This window comes from Allobosea sp. GW822-FHT03F07 (assembly GCF_058801345.1).
Genome location: NZ_JBXAND010000004.1, coordinates 22,467 through 39,267, shown reverse-complemented (window position 1 = coordinate 39,267; position 16,801 = coordinate 22,467). Strand labels below are relative to the sequence as shown.

The following is a 16,801-nucleotide window of genomic DNA, read 5'->3' as shown; positions in this document are numbered from 1 at the left end:
TGGGCTGGAGTGACGGTGTTCAGGCGTGGCGCAGGCGCTTGTTTAGCCGGCGGGCGAGATGGTCGCCGGCGGTCTGGACGGTCTGGACCAGGACGATCAGGACGGCGACGACGGCTGCCATGACCTCGGGCATGAAGCGCTGGTAGCCGTAGCGGATGCCGAGATCGCCGAGCCCGCCGCCACCGACCGCACCGACCATGGCGGAGAAGCCGATCAGGCTGACGACGGCGAGCGTGAGACCCAGCGCGATAGCGGGAAGCGCCTCCGGCACCAGCACCTTGCGGACGATCTGCAAAGGCGTCGCGCCCATCGAGCGGGCTGCCTCGACCAGGCCCTGGTCGACTTCGCGGATGGCCCCCTCGATCAGGCGGGCGATGAAGGGCGTCGCGGCCACCGTCAACGGCACGATCGCGGCATTCGTGCCGATCGAGGTTCCCGCGAGCAGGCGGGTGAAGGGGATGATCGCGACGACGAGGATGATGAAGGGCGTCGAGCGCGTGGCGTTGACCAGCGTGCCGAGCACCACGTTGGTGAACGGCGCCGCGAAGAGCTCGCCGCGCTTGCTGGTGGCGAGGAAGACGCCGAGCGGCAAGCCGAACAACGTACCGAGGCCGGCGGCGACCGCGACCATCTGCAGCGTGTCGAGCGTCGCCTGCAGGATCAGCGCCGCGATCTGGGGCGAGATGATCTCAGGAAACATGGCCGATGACCTCCGCCTTGAGTTCGAGGCTATTGAGCGCGCCGAGCACGGCCGCCAGTTCCGGCTCACGCGTCGGCACGGAGACCAGAAGGCTGCCGAAGGGCTTGCCGGCGATGGCGTCGATGCGCCCGGCGAGGATGTTGACGTCGACGCCAATGGTCGAACTCAGCCGGCTGATGACGGGGGCTGTCGCGTTCTCGCCGGTGAAGGTGATGCGCAGCACCGTGTCGTCACCGGGGCGACCCTGCGCCCGGATGCGCTCGGCGAGATAGGCCGGTAGTTCGACGCCAGTCACCGCCTCGACGAAACGCGACGTGGTCGGATGCTGCGGACGCGTCAGCACCGAGAAGACATCACCCTCCTCGACGATCGCGCCGTCCTCGATCACCGCGACCCGGTCGCAGATCTCCTTGATGACCGGGATCTCATGGGTGATCAGCAGGATGGTGATGCCGAGATCGCGGTTGACCTGCTTCAGCAGGGCCAGGATCGACTTCGTCGTCTCGGGGTCGAGCGCCGAGGTCGCCTCGTCGCAGAGCAGGACCTTCGGATCGGTGGCGAGGGCGCGGGCGATGCCGACGCGCTGCTTCTGGCCGCCGGAAAGCTCGGCCGGATAGCGCCCGCGCTTGTCGGCGAGGCCGACCAGATCGAGCAGGCGCGCCACCCGTTCCTCGATCTCTACCTTCGTCGTCCCCGCAATCTCGAGCGGCAGGGCGACATTGTCGAACACCGTGCGCGACGAGAGCAGGTTGAAATGCTGGAAGATCATGCCGGTGGCGCGGCGGCGCGTCCGCCAGCCGGCCTCGGAGAGGCCGGTGACGTCCTCGCCATCGATCAGCAGGCGGCCGGCCGTGGCGCGCTCGAGCCCGTTTACCAGGCGGATCAGGGTCGACTTGCCGGCGCCGGAGCGCCCGATGACACCGACGATGGCGCCCTTCGGCACATCGAGATCGATGCCCGACAGCGCCGTGACGGCGCCCTGCGCGCCGCGGCCGGCATAGGTTTTGCCGATCTGCTCGAAGCGGATGATCGGTGGGATGGGATCCGGCAACGGGCCGGTGCCGACGCGAAAGGCGTCGGGCTTCACTGGGGCGTTCATCATGACCTCAGAAATGCGTGTGGCAGGACCAATGGGCAAGGCCCAGTTGCTCGAGCGTGACCTCGCGAATGGATATCCGGCGCGCCTCCTCGGCCTCGGCCTGCTGAACCGGGTCGCGCTCGCGCGGTCCGGATGCGAAGGCCGGAACCGCCTCGGCGAACCAGTCGGCGAGGCGAAGCCAGAGATGCTTGAGGGCGTTCACGGCCGCCACCTCACGCGGCCAGCCGGGCGGCGCCGCGGCGGCGAGGCGCGGCGAGTTGCCGGGCCGCGAGCTCGGCTGCGCTCGGCGAGGCGAAGCGATGGCCCTCGATGGCATTGAAGGCCGAAGAGGCGGCGATGAAGGTGAAATAGCGCTCGTCGCCGCGCCGGGTGACGAGCCCGGCCTGGGTTTCGCCGATCTCGATGATATAGGCCTGCGGGCCCGGCGCCGGCCCGGCGTTGCTCTGGTGAAATGCGGTCATGGTTCTGCTCCCGCCGCTCCTGCAGCGTATCCGGACATCTGCTGGAACTGGTTTGCGAAGCCGCGCGAAGGCGAGCTTCAGGCCAAGATCAGGATCGACAACAGCAGCCGTCGCAGAGGGGAAGCAGGTCAGCCTGACGCGAGATCGCATCGATCATGTTCGTCTCCTGTCGAGTGGAGCCCACGACCGCGTCGTGGCGCTTTAGCGTTTGGTGACGCGGCGCAAGCTGCTCGCTCAAATCCCCGCGGCCTTTCGGCAAGACCGAATGACAGGTTGCAATCTGGCGTGCGCCGTCCTGTTTGTCAACTCGATCGTTCTTTTAAAGAAACACCACTACAGAGGCTGGCCTGGCCGAAGCGGCGGCCCGATGAGAACAATATTCTCCGTCCAACGAGATCGCCCCTGCGACGGAAGCGCCGCTTGACGCTGCCGCGCGCTGCGGGCCATCTGCGCGGATGACGGCCGAGACACCTTTACTGGGAGGCCTGCGCCGCTCCGCCCTCGGAGCTTGGCTGGCGGTCGTCTATGCGCTGGCGGTTCTCGCTTCCGGGCTGGCGCCTTCACCTGCCTCCGCCCTAGCCCCGCTCGACGGCGCCCTGCTCTGCTCAGGGCTGACGCCGCCGGGGCCGGACGCGCCCGAGCCCGCGGGTGAGGCGGCCCATTGCAAGGGCTGCCCGGTCAATCCGATTCTAGCAGCGCCGCCGCAAGCCGTTCCCACCGCCCTCGTCAGGGCCTCGGTCCATGCCGTGGCGGATGTCCCCCGCGGCAGCGTAGACGCGCCTCTGGCCGCTCTCGGCCTGCCGCCATCGCGTGGCCCGCCTGCGTCCGTCCGCCAGCAGTTCTGAGCTTCGCCAGCCGCAGGCCGCTGCCCAACATCGACCGCAGCGGGAGCCTTCCACACGTTCAGGCGCTGTGACGCGCCATTCCGATCAGGACATCGCCATGACAAAATCCATTCTCACCGCCCTTGCACTCGCCATGTCGCTGGGCGGCACGGCCTTCGCCCATGACTACAAGGCAGGCCCCCTCAAGATCGATCACCCCTGGAGCCGCGCCACGCCCGGCGGCGCCAAGGTCGGCGGCGGCTATCTCGTGATCGAGAACACCGGGGCGACGGCCGACAGGCTGGTTTCGGTCTCCGCGCCCGCGATTGCCGGCCGCACCGAAATCCACGAGATGGCCGTGACCAATGGCGTGATGACGATGCGGCCGCTCGACAGCGGCGTCGCGATCGCGCCCGGCAGCAAGGTCGAGTTCAAGCCCGGCGGCTATCACATCATGTTCATGGAGCTGAAGCAGCCGCTCAAGCAGGGCGAGAGCATCAAGAGCAGCCTGACCTTCGAGAAGGCCGGCTCCGTCGAGGTCGAGTTCAAGGTCGAGGCCGTCGGCGCCCGCAGCAGCACCGATCAGGGCAGCCATAAGGGGCATTGAGGGCCGTTGCCGTCATCTCGGGCTTATCCCGAGCATCCCATTCGGGAGATTCTCGGGTCGCCGCTTTGCGGCGCCCGAGAATGACGTGGCGCTCAGACCTTCGCGCGCGGATCGGTCTTCGCGACGCGCGCCAGCAGATAATCGACCTCGGCCCGTGCCGCAGCGCTGATCGCCGAGCCCGGCTTGCGCTGGGCCTCGCTCTTCAGGATGCCGCGCTTCATCAGGGTGTATTTGCGCACGGCAAGGCCGACGCCCTGCTGCTGCTCATAGCGCATCAGCGGCAGATGCGCGTCGAAGATGTCATGGGCCTCGTCGCGCTTGCCGGCCTTCTGCAGCTTCACGACGTCGATCAGCAATTCGGGGAAGGCATAGCCCGTCATCGCGCCGTCGGCGCCGCGCTCCATTTCGAAATCGAGGAAGAGCCCGCCATTGCCGGTGAGGATCGAGATCGGGCGCAGCGAGCCCTCCGCCTGAAACTTGCGCAGCGTCGAGATCTTCTCGAGCCCCGGCCAGTCCTCGTGCTTCAGCATCACGCAGGAAGGGTTGTCGGTGACGATCTTGCGGATCACGGCCGGCGTCATGACGACGGAGAGCGTCAGCGGATAATCCTGGATCACGAAGGGGATGTCCGTCCCGATCGCCTCGACGGCCTGGCTGTAATAGCCGGTGATCTGGTCGTCGGTCCGCAGGGAGGGCGGCGGCGCGATCATCACCGCAGCGGCGCCGAGCTCCATCGACTGGCGGGCGAGCGAGCGCATCGCGGCGAAGCCCGGCGCCGAGACGCCGACGATCACCGGCTTGCCGGGCATGCCGGCGACGGCGCGCTTGACGATGCCGAGCGACTCGTCGGGCTCGAGCTTGGGCGCCTCGCCCATGATGCCGAGCACGGTCGTGCCGTCCGAGCCGATCTCGTCATAGAAGGCAAAGAGCTTCTCGGTCGAGGCCCAGTCGAGCGTGCCGTCCGGATTGAACGGCGTCGGCGCGATCGGGAAGACGCCGGAGGCGTCGGGGGTGAGGGTCATGGTCGTGGCCTTGGGCTGGAATGGCTTTTGGAATTGACGTCGACGACACCCTCACCGTCATCCCGGATCTGCGCGGCTTCGCCGCTTGTCCGGGATGACGGCGGAGATTCATGCGACTCAGACGATGCGGGTGCGGACGGTGCCGACGCCGGCGATCTCGCCTTCGAGCACGTCGCCCGAGACAACGGCAGCGACACCCTCGGGCGTCCCGGTGAAGATCAGGTCGCCCGGCGCCAACGCGACCAGCCCCGAGAGATAGGCGATCGTCTCCGGCACGTTCCAGATCTGCTTGGCGAGGTCCGAGCTCTGGCGCGGCACGCCGTTGACGACGAGTTCGATCTTGCCGGCGCTGGGATGCCCGATATGGCTGGCATGCGCGATCTCGCCGATCGGTCCCGAGAAATCGAAGCCCTTGGCCATGTCCCAGGGGCGGCCTGCCTTCTTGGCGGCGGCCTGCAGATCACGACGCGTCATGTCGAGGCCGGCGGCGTAGCCAAAGACATGGCTGAGCGCATCGGCCTCGGCGATGTTCTTGCCGCCGGTGCCGATCGCCACGACGAGCTCCATCTCGTGATGCAGGTCCTTGGTCTTCGTCGGATAGGGCATGTCGGCGCCGTTGATCAGCAGCGCATCGGCGGGCTTGGTGAAGAAGAACGGCTCCTCGCGATCGGGGTCGCCGCCCATCTCGCGAGTGTGCTCGGCGTAGTTGCGGCCGACGCAGAAGACACGCCGCACCGGGAAGAGCCCGCCACCCGCCACCGGGACGGCCGTCACGGCCGGCGGATCGATCACATAATTCGTCATGGCGGAGGTTCTCCTGCGGCAGGTTCTTCGCCGTCGTTCATGCGGGAGGCGGCGCCGCGGAGCAAGGCCCCAGTTCGCGAGCGGCGTTGCTCCCCTGGCATGCCAAACCATGTCCAAAAACGCCGTTGTGCGGCGCGTGATTGCAACCTGGGCGATTTGCCTCATAGAGTAGGGCCGGGTCGGCATGAGCCGACCTGAACTGAGACTGAAGGAACAGCACGTGAGCACGGGTACCGTGAAGTGGTTCAACGAGACCAAGGGCTACGGATTCATCACGCCTGACCAGGGCGGCAGCGATGTCTTCGTGCATATCAGCGCTGTCGAGCGCTCGGGCCTGCGCGGCCTGAACGAGGGCCAGAAGATCAGCTACGATCTCGAGGCCGATCGCAAGACCGGCAAGTCCTCGGCCGTCAATCTCAAGACGGCTTGATCCTATAGCTAGACGGGAGGCCGATCGGCGGCGTCGCTTCCCGAGCCAATGCGAATCTCTATCGATCTATACGGACTGAAGACGATTCCCGGCATGCCCGTCGCCTCGATGGCGGCGGTCGAGGGCCTAAGGCGCCCTCCAGGCTCGGACCAGAGCCACCAGATTCAAAACCGACCTGAACCGTCTCAACCCTGGCGTTCTCGCGCTAGGCTCGCCCGGCGGCCGGGCGGAACAGGCGCCCCTTCTCCGCCACCAGCACGATCCCCAGCGCCACGAGCCCGCAAAGCGCGAAGCCGAGCGTGATCGGGACGACCGTGCCGTCGAAATGCTGTCCGATATAGAAGCCGAGCAGCGCGCCGCCGACCGTGGTGACGAAGCCCTGCACGGAGGATGCCGTGCCGGCGACATGGCCGAGCGGGTCCATCGCCATGGCGCCGAAATTGGGCGCGACAAGCCCGAAGCAGAACATCGCGCCGGCCTGGAAGAGAGCGAAGCTCCAGAGCGATTCATGGCCCGAAAGAGCCAGCAGCGCATGGGTCGCGGTCAGCGCGATATAGGCCAGCAGCGCACCATGCGAGACCCGGCGCATGCCGAGCCGCACGACGATGCGCGAATTGAGCAGCGAGGCCGCCGCCATGCCCATCGCGATCAACGCGAAGATCGTCGTGAACCACTCCGGCGAGTGGAAAACGTCGACAAAGACCTGCTGGGCCGAATTGATGAAGCCGAAGAGCCCGCCGAGCACGAAGGCCATCGCCAGCATGTAGCCGACGGCGAGCCGGGTCGTCAGCGTCGTGCGGAAGGCCGCGACGACCGTCGAGACTTCGATCGGCTTGCGATCCTCGGGGGCTTGCGTCTCCGGCAGGCTGCGCACAACCCAGAGCATCACCAGAGCGCCGAAGGTCGCCAATGCGCCGAAGATCCAGCGCCAGGGCGCCACAAGCAGGATCGCCTGGCCGATCGAGGGGGCCAGGATCGGCACCGCCAGGAAGACGATCATCGCCAGGGACATGACGCGGGCCATGTCGCGGCCGGAATAGCAGTCGCGCACGATCGAGACGACGAGCACGCGCGTGGCGGCGGCGCCGATACCCTGGACGATTCGGGCCGCCATCATCGTCTCGAAGGAGCCGGCGAAGGAAGCGGCGATGCTGGCCGCGACATAGACGACGAGGCCGAAGAGGAGCACGGGCCGGCGTCCGAAACGGTCCGACAATGTGCCGTAGATGATCTGCGCCGTGCCGAAGCCGAGCAGATAGGCAGTGATGATCCATTGCCGCTCATTCGCCTCGGCGATGCCGAGCGCCTCGGCCATCTGTGGCAGCGCCGGCAGCATCGAATCGATCGCCAGCGCATTCGCCGCCATCAGCGCGGCCATGAGCGCCACGAAGGAACGAAAGCGCATGCCATGGCGGGGCCCGGCAGGATGGGAAGCGTCGGTCATGGCAGCCTGTCTGCGGGCACGCATTCCGCCTGGCGGAGGAACACGGATGGTCGTTAAGCCCCTGATCTGCCTCTAGACTGCCGCGAAACGCGGGACAACCCGACCTGACCGCGGCTCGCCATGCGCCTGGTGGGCAGCACGACACGAGCGCGCAATCCCAATGACGGTGCCGCAGCACGTCCGGAGCGCCAGCTTCGTCTGGCGGGGGCGACCTGCTATCGTACCGAGCGGGAACGGGGCGGGGATTCGATGGTCGAAACAGGCGCGATGCGGCAGGTCGCCATAAGCCAGGGCCTGATGACCATCGAGGGCGTTTCGGAGCGGTTCGTGCAGGGCCTCGGCCGGCATCTGCGCCTGACCGTCGCCGACCTCGACCTCGCCCGCGGTTTTTCCAGCCGCGACGGACGCCTCGACGAGGCGACGCGCATCCTCGGGCGGGCAACGCTGGTCGGCGACAGCCTCCACCGGGCCGGGATGGCAGGCGAAGCCAGCGAGATCGCGCTGACCATCCGGCCCCTTTCCACAGGCGAGGACGGGCGCATCCTGCTGGTTCTCGGCTTCGACGAGAACGAAGGCGAAGCCGGCGGCTTCCGCGCCGAGATGCTCGCACCCGCCGTCGCGTTTGAGGCCTTGAAGCAGGATATCCTGTCCGGCGCCGCGCAAGTGCTCTCGCTCTCCGCCACGACCAGCCTGTGGGTGCGCGAAAGCCAGCGCGAGGCCCTGCCGGACCTGCCCGTCGCCTGGCATCTTGGCCTGGAGGCCGACGGACGGCGGAGCACGACGGCCCGCGGACTGGTCGAGACCCTGGACTGGCAACGCGCGACAGCCCACCTGCCCGCACCCGACGCAGCCGAGCCCGCCGCCGGAGAAGAGCCACCGGAGGCGACCGCCGACCAACTCGCGCGGATCAACTGGAGCCTCAAGCAGATCGCGCTGGTCCTGATGTTCCTGCTGATCGTCGTGGCTCTGAAGTAAGCCGCGACGGCTCTTTTGCAGGCCTGCGGCAGCTTGTTTGCAGGTCCGCGGCGGTTGGCGCTCAGATATCGTGGCGCCTGATGCGCCGGATCATCTCGTTCAGCGCCAGCAACACCAGCGCCAGGATGAAGGGCAGGATGTAATAGATGATCCGGAAGATCAGGAGCGCACCGAGCACATGCTCGAAGGGCAGCCGGCTGAGCGCGACCAGCATCGTCGCTTCGAAGACGCCGAGGCCGCCCGGCGCATGGCTGGCGATGCCGACGAGGCAGGCGAAGACATAGACCGCCAGGAAGCTCGGATAGTCGATGTTGTGCCCGCCCGGCAGCAGCACGAAGAGCACGGCGGCGGCCGCGCAGACCTCGGCCGCGCCGAGGAACATCTGGCCGAGCGTGATGGCGAGCCCCGGCAGCGGCAGGTTCCAGCCGCGCACGCGGATGGTGCGCTCGCCGCTCGCGATCCAGCCGAGATAGCCGAGCGTGCCGATGGCGACGCCCGCGCCGACCGCCTGCACCACCAGCGGCGAGGTGCGCGCCAGCATCGCCACGGATTGCGTGGCGTAGAACAGGCTGGCGCAGAGGATCGCGCCGAGCCCGAGCCAGAAGGTCAGCCCGGCGATGACTGTCAGGCTCGCGACCTCGGAGGCGCGCACGCCCTTGGGCGAATAGATCCAGTAGCGCACCGTGCCGCCGGTCACGATCGGAAAGCCGAGCGTGAAGGACACCGAATAGCTGGTGAAGGAGGCCAGCGCCGTCGTCCGGTAGGGGATCGACAGGCCGAGCCGTCTCAGCGCCAGCGCGTCATAGCCGGTGAGCAGCAGATAGCTCAGGGCGGTGAAGCCGCAGGCGAGGCCGAGCTGGCGCAGGCTGGCATTGGCGAAGGCGCCGGCAAGCTCGCCCGGCTCGATCTCCTTGACGATGAACCAGAGGACGACCAGCGAGGCGCTGAAGATGACGATGCTGGCGAGCGGCCCGAGCCACCACCAGCGGCTGCGCTTGCGCGCGGGCATTCCTGGCTCTGGCTGGCCGAACGACATACGCTCTCATGGTCGGTTTCGCGCAGGAGGCGTAAGGCCAGCGGCGCCGATTGCAGGCGTGAGGCGCGGAGACGGCCCCGGCCGCAGACATAGCGCCTCCCGGCCAATGCACAAGGCGGCATGGCGCGGCGAATACGCGCCATGAGCCCGGTGCGGTGCGCGCCCGGAGCGCCTCCGATCAGCCGGTCTTGCGGAAGACGCGCAGGGTCTTGAAGCTCGCGACCTCGTCGACCTGCGCCGTCTTCGCCCAGTCGGCGATGATCGGCTCGGCCGTCGCATAGGCGAAGGAGCCGGTATAGAACAGCAGGTAGCCGCCGACATCGGTCTGGGCCGTGAAGAGATCGATCACCTCGCGATCGGTCAGCGCGCCATAGGCGTCGTTCGCCTCCGTCCGGAACTCGCAGGCGTGGAACAGCGTGACGATGTCGAAGCGCGGCAGAAGCTTGGCATTGCTGGTGTAGATGTCGCCGAAATAGGCGCTGTAGGTCTTGGTGATCGTCGGATTGCCGGTCGCGAGCTTGACGAAGGCGTCGTATTCCTTCGGCGAGGCGGTGATGCCGAGCACGGTGCAGTCGAGCTCGGGCTCGGCGCAGCGGATGCCGACATAGTGGTGGCCGCCGGTGCCGAAATGGTAGATGCGCTTGCCCGTCAGGCCCTCCTCCTCGAGCCATTCGACGAAATGCACGTCGCAGGGGCATTGCTCGACGCGCAAGCCCCAATAGACGTCCCAGATGTTCATCGTCGCGGCGGTCATGGTCGTGGACTCCTGGAAAAGCGGATGATCATTCAGCGGGTCCGGCCTGCGCCGGCAGCGCCGCCGGCGCGAGAGAAGGTTCCGGTGCGGCCGGGCGAACCATTCGCACCACGCCGCCGGCGCGCTTCAGCAGCAGCCGGTGCGTCGCGGCCTCCGCGAAACCCGCGCCCTGCCCGAAGGCGATGACGATCGCGTCCGGCCGCGCCGCGCGCAGTTCGGTCAGCAGTTCGAGTGCGGCGTCGGTGTCGAAGGCACTGGTCGCCTCGTCAAGCAGAATGATGTCGGGCTTTTCTAGCTCGGCGCGGGCCAGAGCGAGGCGCTGGCGGTCGCTGGTCGCCAGTTCCTTGTCCCAATCGCGGTTCTCGTCGAGCAAAGGCGCGAGGCTCCACAAGCCATAGCGGCGCAGCGCGCTCTCCAATCGCTCCTCGGGCACGGCAGCGCCGGTCTCCAGAACCGCACGCAGCGTTCCCTCCGACAGATGCAGCTTCTGCGGCACGGCCGTCACGAAGGCGCCCGACGGCACGGCGATCGCACCACGCCCCCAGGGCCAGAGACCGGCGACCGCCTGGATCAGCGCAGCCTTGCCGAGGCCGAGTTCGCCGGAGACGTGGAGTGTCGCGCCTGATGGCACCGAGCAGGAGATGTCGGCGACCAGCGTGCGCCCGTCGCGGTCGATCAAGGTAACCTCGTCGAGCCGCAACAGGCCGTCAGGGCTCGGAGAAATCGCCAGATGCTCGCCCGGCGGCTCGCTATCGACGCGCTCCAGCGCATCGGCCAGCTCGTTAACGCGCCGCGCAGCGGCCAGCCATTCAGCGATCCGCATGAAGTTGTCGAGCACCCAGTTGAAGGCGTTCTGGACGGCGACGAAGGCCGCCGCAACCTGGACGACGCCACCGAGCGACATCTCGCCCGACAGGTATTTCGGCGCGGCCAGCAGGAGGGGCACCACCGGCACCAACGCGCCGCTGCCATTGGTGATCCAGGTGAGGCGGCCGCGCTGGCGGATCATCGCGAGCCAGCGCCCGACCAGGCTGTCATAGGTCCGCGCCACCGCGCGGCGTTCACCGGCCTCCGTGCGCGAAAGCGCGATCGTCTCGCCATGGTCGCGGATGCGCATCAGCGAGAAGCGCAGTCGCGCCTCGCCCTCGTTGCGCGCGGCGATCAGGCTCGGCAGCCGACGGCCGACGAAGGTGACGAGCGCCGAGACCAGCACAGCATAGACGATCGCCGCCAGCACGAGATAGGCCGGGATGACGACAGGCGCGCCGCCGATCCGCAAGGTCAGCGCGCCGCCGATCTCCCAGAGGATCTCGATGAAGGTGATGATGGTGATGACGGCCGAGAGCAGGCCGATGGCGAAATCGACCACAGGCTCGGTCGCCCAGCGGACATCGTCGGCGATGCGGTATTCGGGATTGGCAGGCTCGTAGCCGGAGAGGCTGAGCCGGAAGAAGCGACGCTGGCCGATCCAGCTATCGGCCAGCTTTGCCGTGACCCACTGGCGCCAATGCACCTGGAAGGTCTCGCGCGAAACCAGGATGACGACGCCGAGCCCGGCGACGACCAGCACCAGCACCGGAAAGACCGCCATCGCGATCAGTGCGCTCTCGCTGTCGCGCTTCTCCAGCGCGTCGAAGAACCAGCCGTTCCAGCGGTTGACGGTGACGTTGGCGAAGACGGAGAGAATGATCGCGGAGGCGAGCAGGAGCGACCAGAACCAGGCGCGCCCGGCACCCCGGCCGCGCCAGAAGCCGCCCGTCAGCTGCGCGAAGCGCAGCGCGACCTGCCGGTCGCTCGGCACGGCCATCGTCACGCCCGGCGTCTCGCTGCGCGCCTGCACGGTTCCCGATCATCCCCCTCTGCCGGTTTTCCGGCGTTCGGGACAGGCTGGCTGGTGCCGAATGAACTCGAAATGAACGGGAACAGCGCCCACGCTGCCCGCGTTCCCCCCAGGGAGGATCAAGCCAGGAGGCGATCATGTCACGCGGCGACAAGTCGGCCTATACCAACAAGCAGAAGCGCAAGGCCGAGCATATCGAGGGCAGTTACGAGGAGCGCGGCATCCCCCAGGAGGAAGCCGAACGGCGCGCCTGGGCCACCGTCAACAAGGAGAGCGGCGGCGGCAACAAGTCCGGCTCCGGCCGGGGCAAGCCCGACACCAAGGTTTCGACGAAGCGCGGCGGGAAGCTCGGCGGCAAGGCCGCCGCCGCGCGACCCGCGGCGGAACGATCCGCCTCGGCCAAGAAGGCGGCCGAGACGCGCAAGAAAAAGGCTTCGTGAGCCTCGTCGTCATTGCAAGGAGCGTCAGCGACGAAGCGATCCAGCAACCGTCGAGCGAAACCTTCTGGATTGCTTCGCTGCGCTCGCAATGACGGCGTCGCTCACCCGCCGATATTGAACGCCGCGAGCGCCGCCATGTTGACAATGTCTGAATCCTTGGCACCGAGCGGCACGATCTGTACCGGCTTGTCGAGTCCGACGATCAACGGACCGATCACGGTGGAGCCGCCGAGTTCCTGCAGCATCTTGGTCGAGATCGAGGCCGAGTGGAACGCCGGCATGACCAGGACATTGGCCGGTCCGCCGAGGCGGCAGAACGGATACTGCGTCATCAAATCGCGATTGAGCGCGACATCAGCCGCCATCTCGCCGTCATACTCGAAGTCGACGCGCTGCCCGTCGAGCAGCTTGACCGCCTCGCGCACCTTTTCCGAGCGTTCGCCGGCCGGATGACCGAAGGTCGAGAAGGCCAGCATCGCGACCTTCGGCTCGTAGCCCAGGCGCCGCGCCACGCCGGCGGCCTCGATGGCGATCTCCGAAAGTTCGCGCGCCGTCGGCATCTCGGTGATCGCGGTGTCTGCGACCAGCACGGTCCGGTCGCGCGAGAGCACGATCGAGACGCCGATGACACGGTGACCCGGCTTCTCGTCGATGACGCGGCGGACCTCCTCCAGCGCGATGGAGTAGTTGCGGGTCACGCCCGTGACCATCGCATCGGCGTCGCCGAGCGCGACCATGGCCGCGGCGAAATGGTTGCGGTCCTGGTTGATCAGGCGCTGGCAGTCGCGGAAGAGATAGCCCTGTCGCTGCAGGCGTTCGTAGAGATACTGCGCATAGGCCGTGTTGCGCTTCGACAGGCGCGCATTCTGGACCGAGATGCCCTTCGTCTCGAGATCGACGCCGAGAAAGGTCGCGGTCTCATAGATGCGCTCCTCGCGACCGACGAGGATGGCGTGGCCGAGGCCCTGATTGACGAAGGAAACGGCGGCGCGGATGACCTGCTCCTCCTCGCCCTCGGCGAAGACGACACGCTTGGGGTAACGCCGCACGCGCTCGAAGATGCGGTTGAGCGTGCCGGCGACGGGATCGCGCCGTGCCGAAAGCTGCGCCTTGTAGGCGTTCATATCGACGATCGGCTTGCCGGCGACGCCCGTTTCCATCGCCGCCTTGGCGACCGCCGCCGGCACGACATGGATCAGGCGCGGGTCGAACGGCACCGGGATGATGTAGTCCTTGCCGTAGCGCGGGCGCGAGCCCTGATAGGCGGCCGCGACCTCGTCGGGCACGTCCTCGCGCGCGAGCGAGGCCAGCGCCTCGGCGGCGGCGATCTTCATCTCCATGTTGATCGTCTTGGCGCGGACATCGAGCGCGCCGCGGAAGATGAAGGGGAATCCGAGGACATTGTTGACCTGGTTCGGATAGTCGGAGCGGCCGGTCGCCATGATCGCGTCGTCGCGAACGGCATGGACCTCTTCGGGCGTGATCTCTGGATCGGGGTTGGCCATCGCGAAGATGATCGGGTTCGGCGCCATCGCGGCGACCATCTCCGGCGTGACCGCGCCCTTCTGCGACAGGCCGAAGAAAGCGTCGGCGCCTTCGAGTGCCTGCGCCAGCGTGCGCCGGTCGGTCACGGCCGCATGGGCTGATTTCCACTGGTTCATGCCTTCGGTGCGGCCTTGATAGATCACGCCCTTGGTGTCGCAGAGGATGACGTTGTCGGGTTTGAAGCCCATCGCCTTGAGCAGCTCGATGCTGGCGATCGCGGCGGCGCCTGCCCCGTTGATGACGAGGCGAGTGGTCGCGATGTCGCGGCCGGTCAGGTCGAGCGCGTTGATCAGGCCGGCGGCGGCGATGATGGCGGTGCCGTGCTGGTCGTCATGGAAGACGGGGATATCCATCAGCTCGCGCAGCCGCTGCTCGATGATGAAGCACTCCGGTGCCTTGATGTCTTCGAGATTGATTCCGCCGAAGGACGGACCGAGATAGCGCACCGCGTCGATGAACTTGTCCGCGTCCTCCGTATCGACCTCGAGATCGATCGAATCGACATCGGCGAAGCGCTTGAACAGGACCGACTTGCCTTCCATCACGGGCTTGGAGGCGAGCGCGCCGAGATTGCCAAGGCCGAGGATCGCCGTGCCGTTGCTGATGACCGCGACAAGATTCGAGCGCGTGGTGTAATCATAGGCTTTGGACGGGTCTTCCGCGATCGCCAGGACCGGCACGGCGACGCCCGGCGAATAGGCGAGCGAGAGGTCGCGCTGCGTCGCCATCGGCTTGGTCGGCACGATCTCGAGCTTGCCCGGGCGTCCTTCCGAATGGAACAGCAGGGCTTCCTGGTCGGTGAAGGTCGGACGGGTGCGCTTGATCGGCGGCTGGTCGGTCATGGCAGTGTTCTTTTTTGTGAGCGTTTCCTGGGGGACGCGGACCATAGGCAAGCGCCAGCGCGCCCACAAGCCGCGCTGGCGACGAACGCTTATGCCGCTGGGCTACAGATCGACCCGCTGGATGGACGGCTGATCAGAGGCGTCGGCGCACGCTGGCGACGAAATCGCCGACATATTGGTCGAGCGCGCCGGTGCGCTCCTCTACGGCGCGTGCCGATTCGACGACGAGACGCGCTGCATCGCCGGTCACGCGAGCCTCGTCGCCGACGGAGCCGACATTGCTCGTGACGAGAACCGCACTGCCGGCGACGGCCTGGGCATCGGCCGCGATGGAGGAGACAATGTCCGCCTGCCGGTTCACGACGCGCGCCAGAGCGCCGGAGGTCTGCTCGATATCGGTCATGGTCTTGTCCATGAACGCCACCGCACCCGAAGCCGTTGCCGCCGCCGCGCGAATCTCCTGCAGCGTATCGGCGATGTCGCGCGTCGCCTTCTGGGTCTGCTCGGCGAGGTTCTTGACCTCGCCGGCGACGACGGCGAAGCCGCGACCGGCCGCTCCGGCGCGGGCGGCCTCGATCGTGGCGTTGAGCGCAAGCAGGTTGGTGCGGGCCGCGATGTCCTCGATGAAGTCGAGGACCGCGCTCGCCTTGTCGGCGGCGGCGTTCAGGCCCGCGACATCGCGCTGCGTTTCGCGGACATAGCTCGCAGCATCATGGGCTGCCAGATCGGCATGCTCGGTCTGGCGCGTGAGCTCGCGGATCGAGGCCTCGATCTCCTCGGCCGCGACAGCGACGCTGCCGATGCGGCTGGACGCACTCTCGGCCTCGCGCGCCGCCGCGACGGCCCGCTGGGTGGTGTTGTCGGCGCTCCGCGCCATGGCGCCGGCCGCCTCGTGCATGCTGCGGACCGATTGCCCGACATCCTGCAGCGCCTTGCCGACAGTGACCTCGAGTTGGCCTGCGAGTTCGTCGAGTTGGCTCCGGCGCGCCTCCTCGAGTTCCTCGCGGCGGGTTTCGAGCGTGCGCTCGTCGGTGACGTCGAACAGGATACCGTCCCAGATCCGCGTGCCATCGGGCAGGCGTCGCAGCGTGGCCTCGCTGCGCATGGCAACGATGCCGCCGTCTCGCCCGTGATAGCGCAGATAGAGGCGCCAATTGTCCTTCTCGTCGAAGCCCGTCCGGCAGGCTTCCTCGAAACGGGCGCGATCCTCAGGGATCATCTTGTCGATCCAGACGCGAGCGTCCCGCTCGACATCCTCCTGCCTGATCCCGAGCAGATCGCCGAGGCCGAAGGAGGCGAAGCGATAGCTGACCGCGCCCTCGGGGCTCAGGATGCGCTGATAGAGCGTGCCTGGAACGCGCTGCGCCAGTGCCTTGAAGCGATAGCCCGTTTCACGCCGTTCGGCGTCGATGATGATCAACAGCGCCGCCAGCGCCGTGCCAATGACGTTGATGACGAGAACGGGCGGGAAGGCCTGTGCGAGAACGGTCCACATCACCTCCCGGTTCGGCAGCAGCAGAATCGGGGGAAGCAGCACCACGCCGCTGGCCAGGGCCAGCACGACGACGTCGCTCCGGGCGAGCGGGCGGCGACGCGCCTGGACGTGCCAATGCATCGCGAGCCCCGCGAGCATGCTGAGCACGATCCCGACGATGCCGGGGAGCGTGCCGCCGCCGCCTTCGAGGTAGCGATAGAACGACAGCACTCCGGCGACCAGCGTGCCGGCCAGCGGCCCGCCGAACGTGCCAGCCAGCAGCGCTGCGATGTTGCGGGAACTGACGACGACGCCCGGCTGCAGCACGAAGGGGTGGGCCATGCTGAGCAGGCCCGCACCGGCGAACAGCAAACCCGTCGAGAACTGGCGCGCCATCGGATAGCGCTCGAGCGGCGGCGTCACCACCATCACCGCCAGCGCTGCCAGCAGAATGAATGACAGGCTCTCGATGAGGGTGACGAACAGCAGCATCAAGCCGTCTCG

The 16,801-nt window shown here is 67.4% G+C and carries 17 protein-coding genes; 5 read left to right on the top strand and 12 right to left on the bottom strand.

The features are described from left to right. Window positions 1–19: 19 nt before the first annotated feature. Genes AC1RMY_RS14025 through AC1RMY_RS14010 form a run of 4 tightly spaced genes read right to left on the bottom strand, consistent with a single transcriptional unit; the run spans window position 20 to window position 2,260 of the window. Entirely contained in the window at window positions 20–700 is a 681-nt protein-coding gene (locus AC1RMY_RS14025; RefSeq protein ID WP_492865395.1) for a methionine ABC transporter permease, read from the bottom strand. After that, a complete protein-coding gene (locus AC1RMY_RS14020) occupies window positions 690–1,799 on the bottom strand; it encodes a methionine ABC transporter ATP-binding protein (RefSeq protein WP_492865393.1) in 1,110 nt (369 codons plus the stop codon). The genes AC1RMY_RS14025 and AC1RMY_RS14020 overlap by 11 nt, the downstream gene beginning before the upstream one ends. Before the next feature lie 7 nt (window positions 1,800–1,806). Next, on the bottom strand, window positions 1,807–2,001 hold the full coding sequence (locus AC1RMY_RS14015; RefSeq protein ID WP_492865391.1) for a hypothetical protein: 195 nt from the start codon (window positions 1,999–2,001) through the stop codon (window positions 1,807–1,809). 10 nt (window positions 2,002–2,011) lie between these two features. Then, complete coding sequence (locus tag AC1RMY_RS14010) at window positions 2,012–2,260, bottom strand: hypothetical protein (RefSeq protein ID WP_492865389.1); 249 nt, start codon at window positions 2,258–2,260, stop codon at window positions 2,012–2,014. A gap of 455 nt (window positions 2,261–2,715) precedes the next feature. Between AC1RMY_RS14010 and AC1RMY_RS14005 the strand changes: the two genes are divergently transcribed. Next, the gene (locus AC1RMY_RS14005) at window positions 2,716–3,105 is read left to right on the top strand and encodes a hypothetical protein (protein WP_492865388.1); all 390 of its coding nucleotides are present in this window, start codon (window positions 2,716–2,718) and stop codon (window positions 3,103–3,105) included. A gap of 97 nt (window positions 3,106–3,202) precedes the next feature. Beyond that, window positions 3,203–3,691, top strand: a complete 489-nt coding sequence (locus tag AC1RMY_RS14000) for a copper chaperone PCu(A)C (RefSeq protein WP_492865386.1) — start codon at window positions 3,203–3,205, stop codon at window positions 3,689–3,691. A gap of 92 nt (window positions 3,692–3,783) precedes the next feature. Here AC1RMY_RS14000 and AC1RMY_RS13995 read toward each other — a convergent pair whose 3' ends face one another. Both AC1RMY_RS13995 and AC1RMY_RS13990 read right to left on the bottom strand, forming a co-directional pair. Beyond that, a complete protein-coding gene (locus AC1RMY_RS13995) occupies window positions 3,784–4,713 on the bottom strand; it encodes a dihydrodipicolinate synthase family protein (protein ID WP_492865384.1) in 930 nt (309 codons plus the stop codon). Between the two features lie 117 nt (window positions 4,714–4,830). After that, window positions 4,831–5,517 carry a fumarylacetoacetate hydrolase family protein gene (locus tag AC1RMY_RS13990; RefSeq protein ID WP_492865382.1) on the bottom strand — a complete coding sequence of 229 codons (687 nt, stop codon included), beginning with the start codon at window positions 5,515–5,517 and terminating at the stop codon, window positions 4,831–4,833. 220 nt (window positions 5,518–5,737) lie between these two features. Here AC1RMY_RS13990 and AC1RMY_RS13985 point away from each other — a divergent pair, with 220 nt between their 5' ends. After that, window positions 5,738–5,947 (top strand): cold-shock protein, encoded by a 210-nt coding sequence (locus tag AC1RMY_RS13985; RefSeq protein ID WP_492865380.1) that lies wholly within the window; start codon window positions 5,738–5,740, stop codon window positions 5,945–5,947. A 205-nt stretch (window positions 5,948–6,152) separates the two neighbouring features. Here AC1RMY_RS13985 and AC1RMY_RS13980 read toward each other — a convergent pair whose 3' ends face one another. After that, window positions 6,153–7,415: a multidrug effflux MFS transporter gene (locus AC1RMY_RS13980; protein ID WP_492865378.1), complete on the bottom strand. Its 1,263-nt coding sequence runs from the start codon at window positions 7,413–7,415 to the stop codon at window positions 6,153–6,155. 225 nt (window positions 7,416–7,640) lie between these two features. Between AC1RMY_RS13980 and AC1RMY_RS13975 the strand changes: the two genes are divergently transcribed. Continuing rightward, the gene (locus AC1RMY_RS13975; RefSeq protein WP_492865376.1) at window positions 7,641–8,366 is read left to right on the top strand and encodes a hypothetical protein; all 726 of its coding nucleotides are present in this window, start codon (window positions 7,641–7,643) and stop codon (window positions 8,364–8,366) included. A gap of 61 nt (window positions 8,367–8,427) precedes the next feature. On the opposite strand, the gene AC1RMY_RS13970 is transcribed toward AC1RMY_RS13975, so the two are convergent. The 3 genes from AC1RMY_RS13970 to AC1RMY_RS13960 all read right to left on the bottom strand — a co-directional run bounded on the left by AC1RMY_RS13970 (window position 8,428) and on the right by AC1RMY_RS13960 (window position 11,996). Then, a complete protein-coding gene (locus tag AC1RMY_RS13970) occupies window positions 8,428–9,375 on the bottom strand; it encodes a lysylphosphatidylglycerol synthase domain-containing protein (protein WP_492865374.1) in 948 nt (315 codons plus the stop codon). Window positions 9,376–9,580: 205 nt separating this feature from the next. Further along, the gene (locus AC1RMY_RS13965; RefSeq protein WP_210203908.1) at window positions 9,581–10,156 is read right to left on the bottom strand and encodes a hypothetical protein; all 576 of its coding nucleotides are present in this window, start codon (window positions 10,154–10,156) and stop codon (window positions 9,581–9,583) included. Window positions 10,157–10,184: 28 nt separating this feature from the next. After that, entirely contained in the window at window positions 10,185–11,996 is a 1,812-nt protein-coding gene (locus AC1RMY_RS13960; RefSeq protein WP_492865372.1) for an ABC transporter ATP-binding protein/permease, read from the bottom strand. 137 nt (window positions 11,997–12,133) lie between these two features. Here AC1RMY_RS13960 and AC1RMY_RS13955 point away from each other — a divergent pair, with 137 nt between their 5' ends. Continuing rightward, entirely contained in the window at window positions 12,134–12,436 is a 303-nt protein-coding gene (locus AC1RMY_RS13955) for a plasmid stabilization protein (RefSeq protein ID WP_492865370.1), read from the top strand. Between the two features lie 101 nt (window positions 12,437–12,537). Here AC1RMY_RS13955 and AC1RMY_RS13950 read toward each other — a convergent pair whose 3' ends face one another. Together AC1RMY_RS13950 and AC1RMY_RS13945 are read right to left on the bottom strand one after the other, a co-directional pair. Next, window positions 12,538–14,823 carry an NADP-dependent malic enzyme gene (locus AC1RMY_RS13950; RefSeq protein ID WP_492865368.1) on the bottom strand — a complete coding sequence of 762 codons (2,286 nt, stop codon included), beginning with the start codon at window positions 14,821–14,823 and terminating at the stop codon, window positions 12,538–12,540. Between the two features lie 133 nt (window positions 14,824–14,956). After that, a complete protein-coding gene (locus AC1RMY_RS13945) occupies window positions 14,957–16,789 on the bottom strand; it encodes a methyl-accepting chemotaxis protein (protein ID WP_492865366.1) in 1,833 nt (610 codons plus the stop codon). Between the last annotated feature and the right edge of the window lie 12 nt (window positions 16,790–16,801).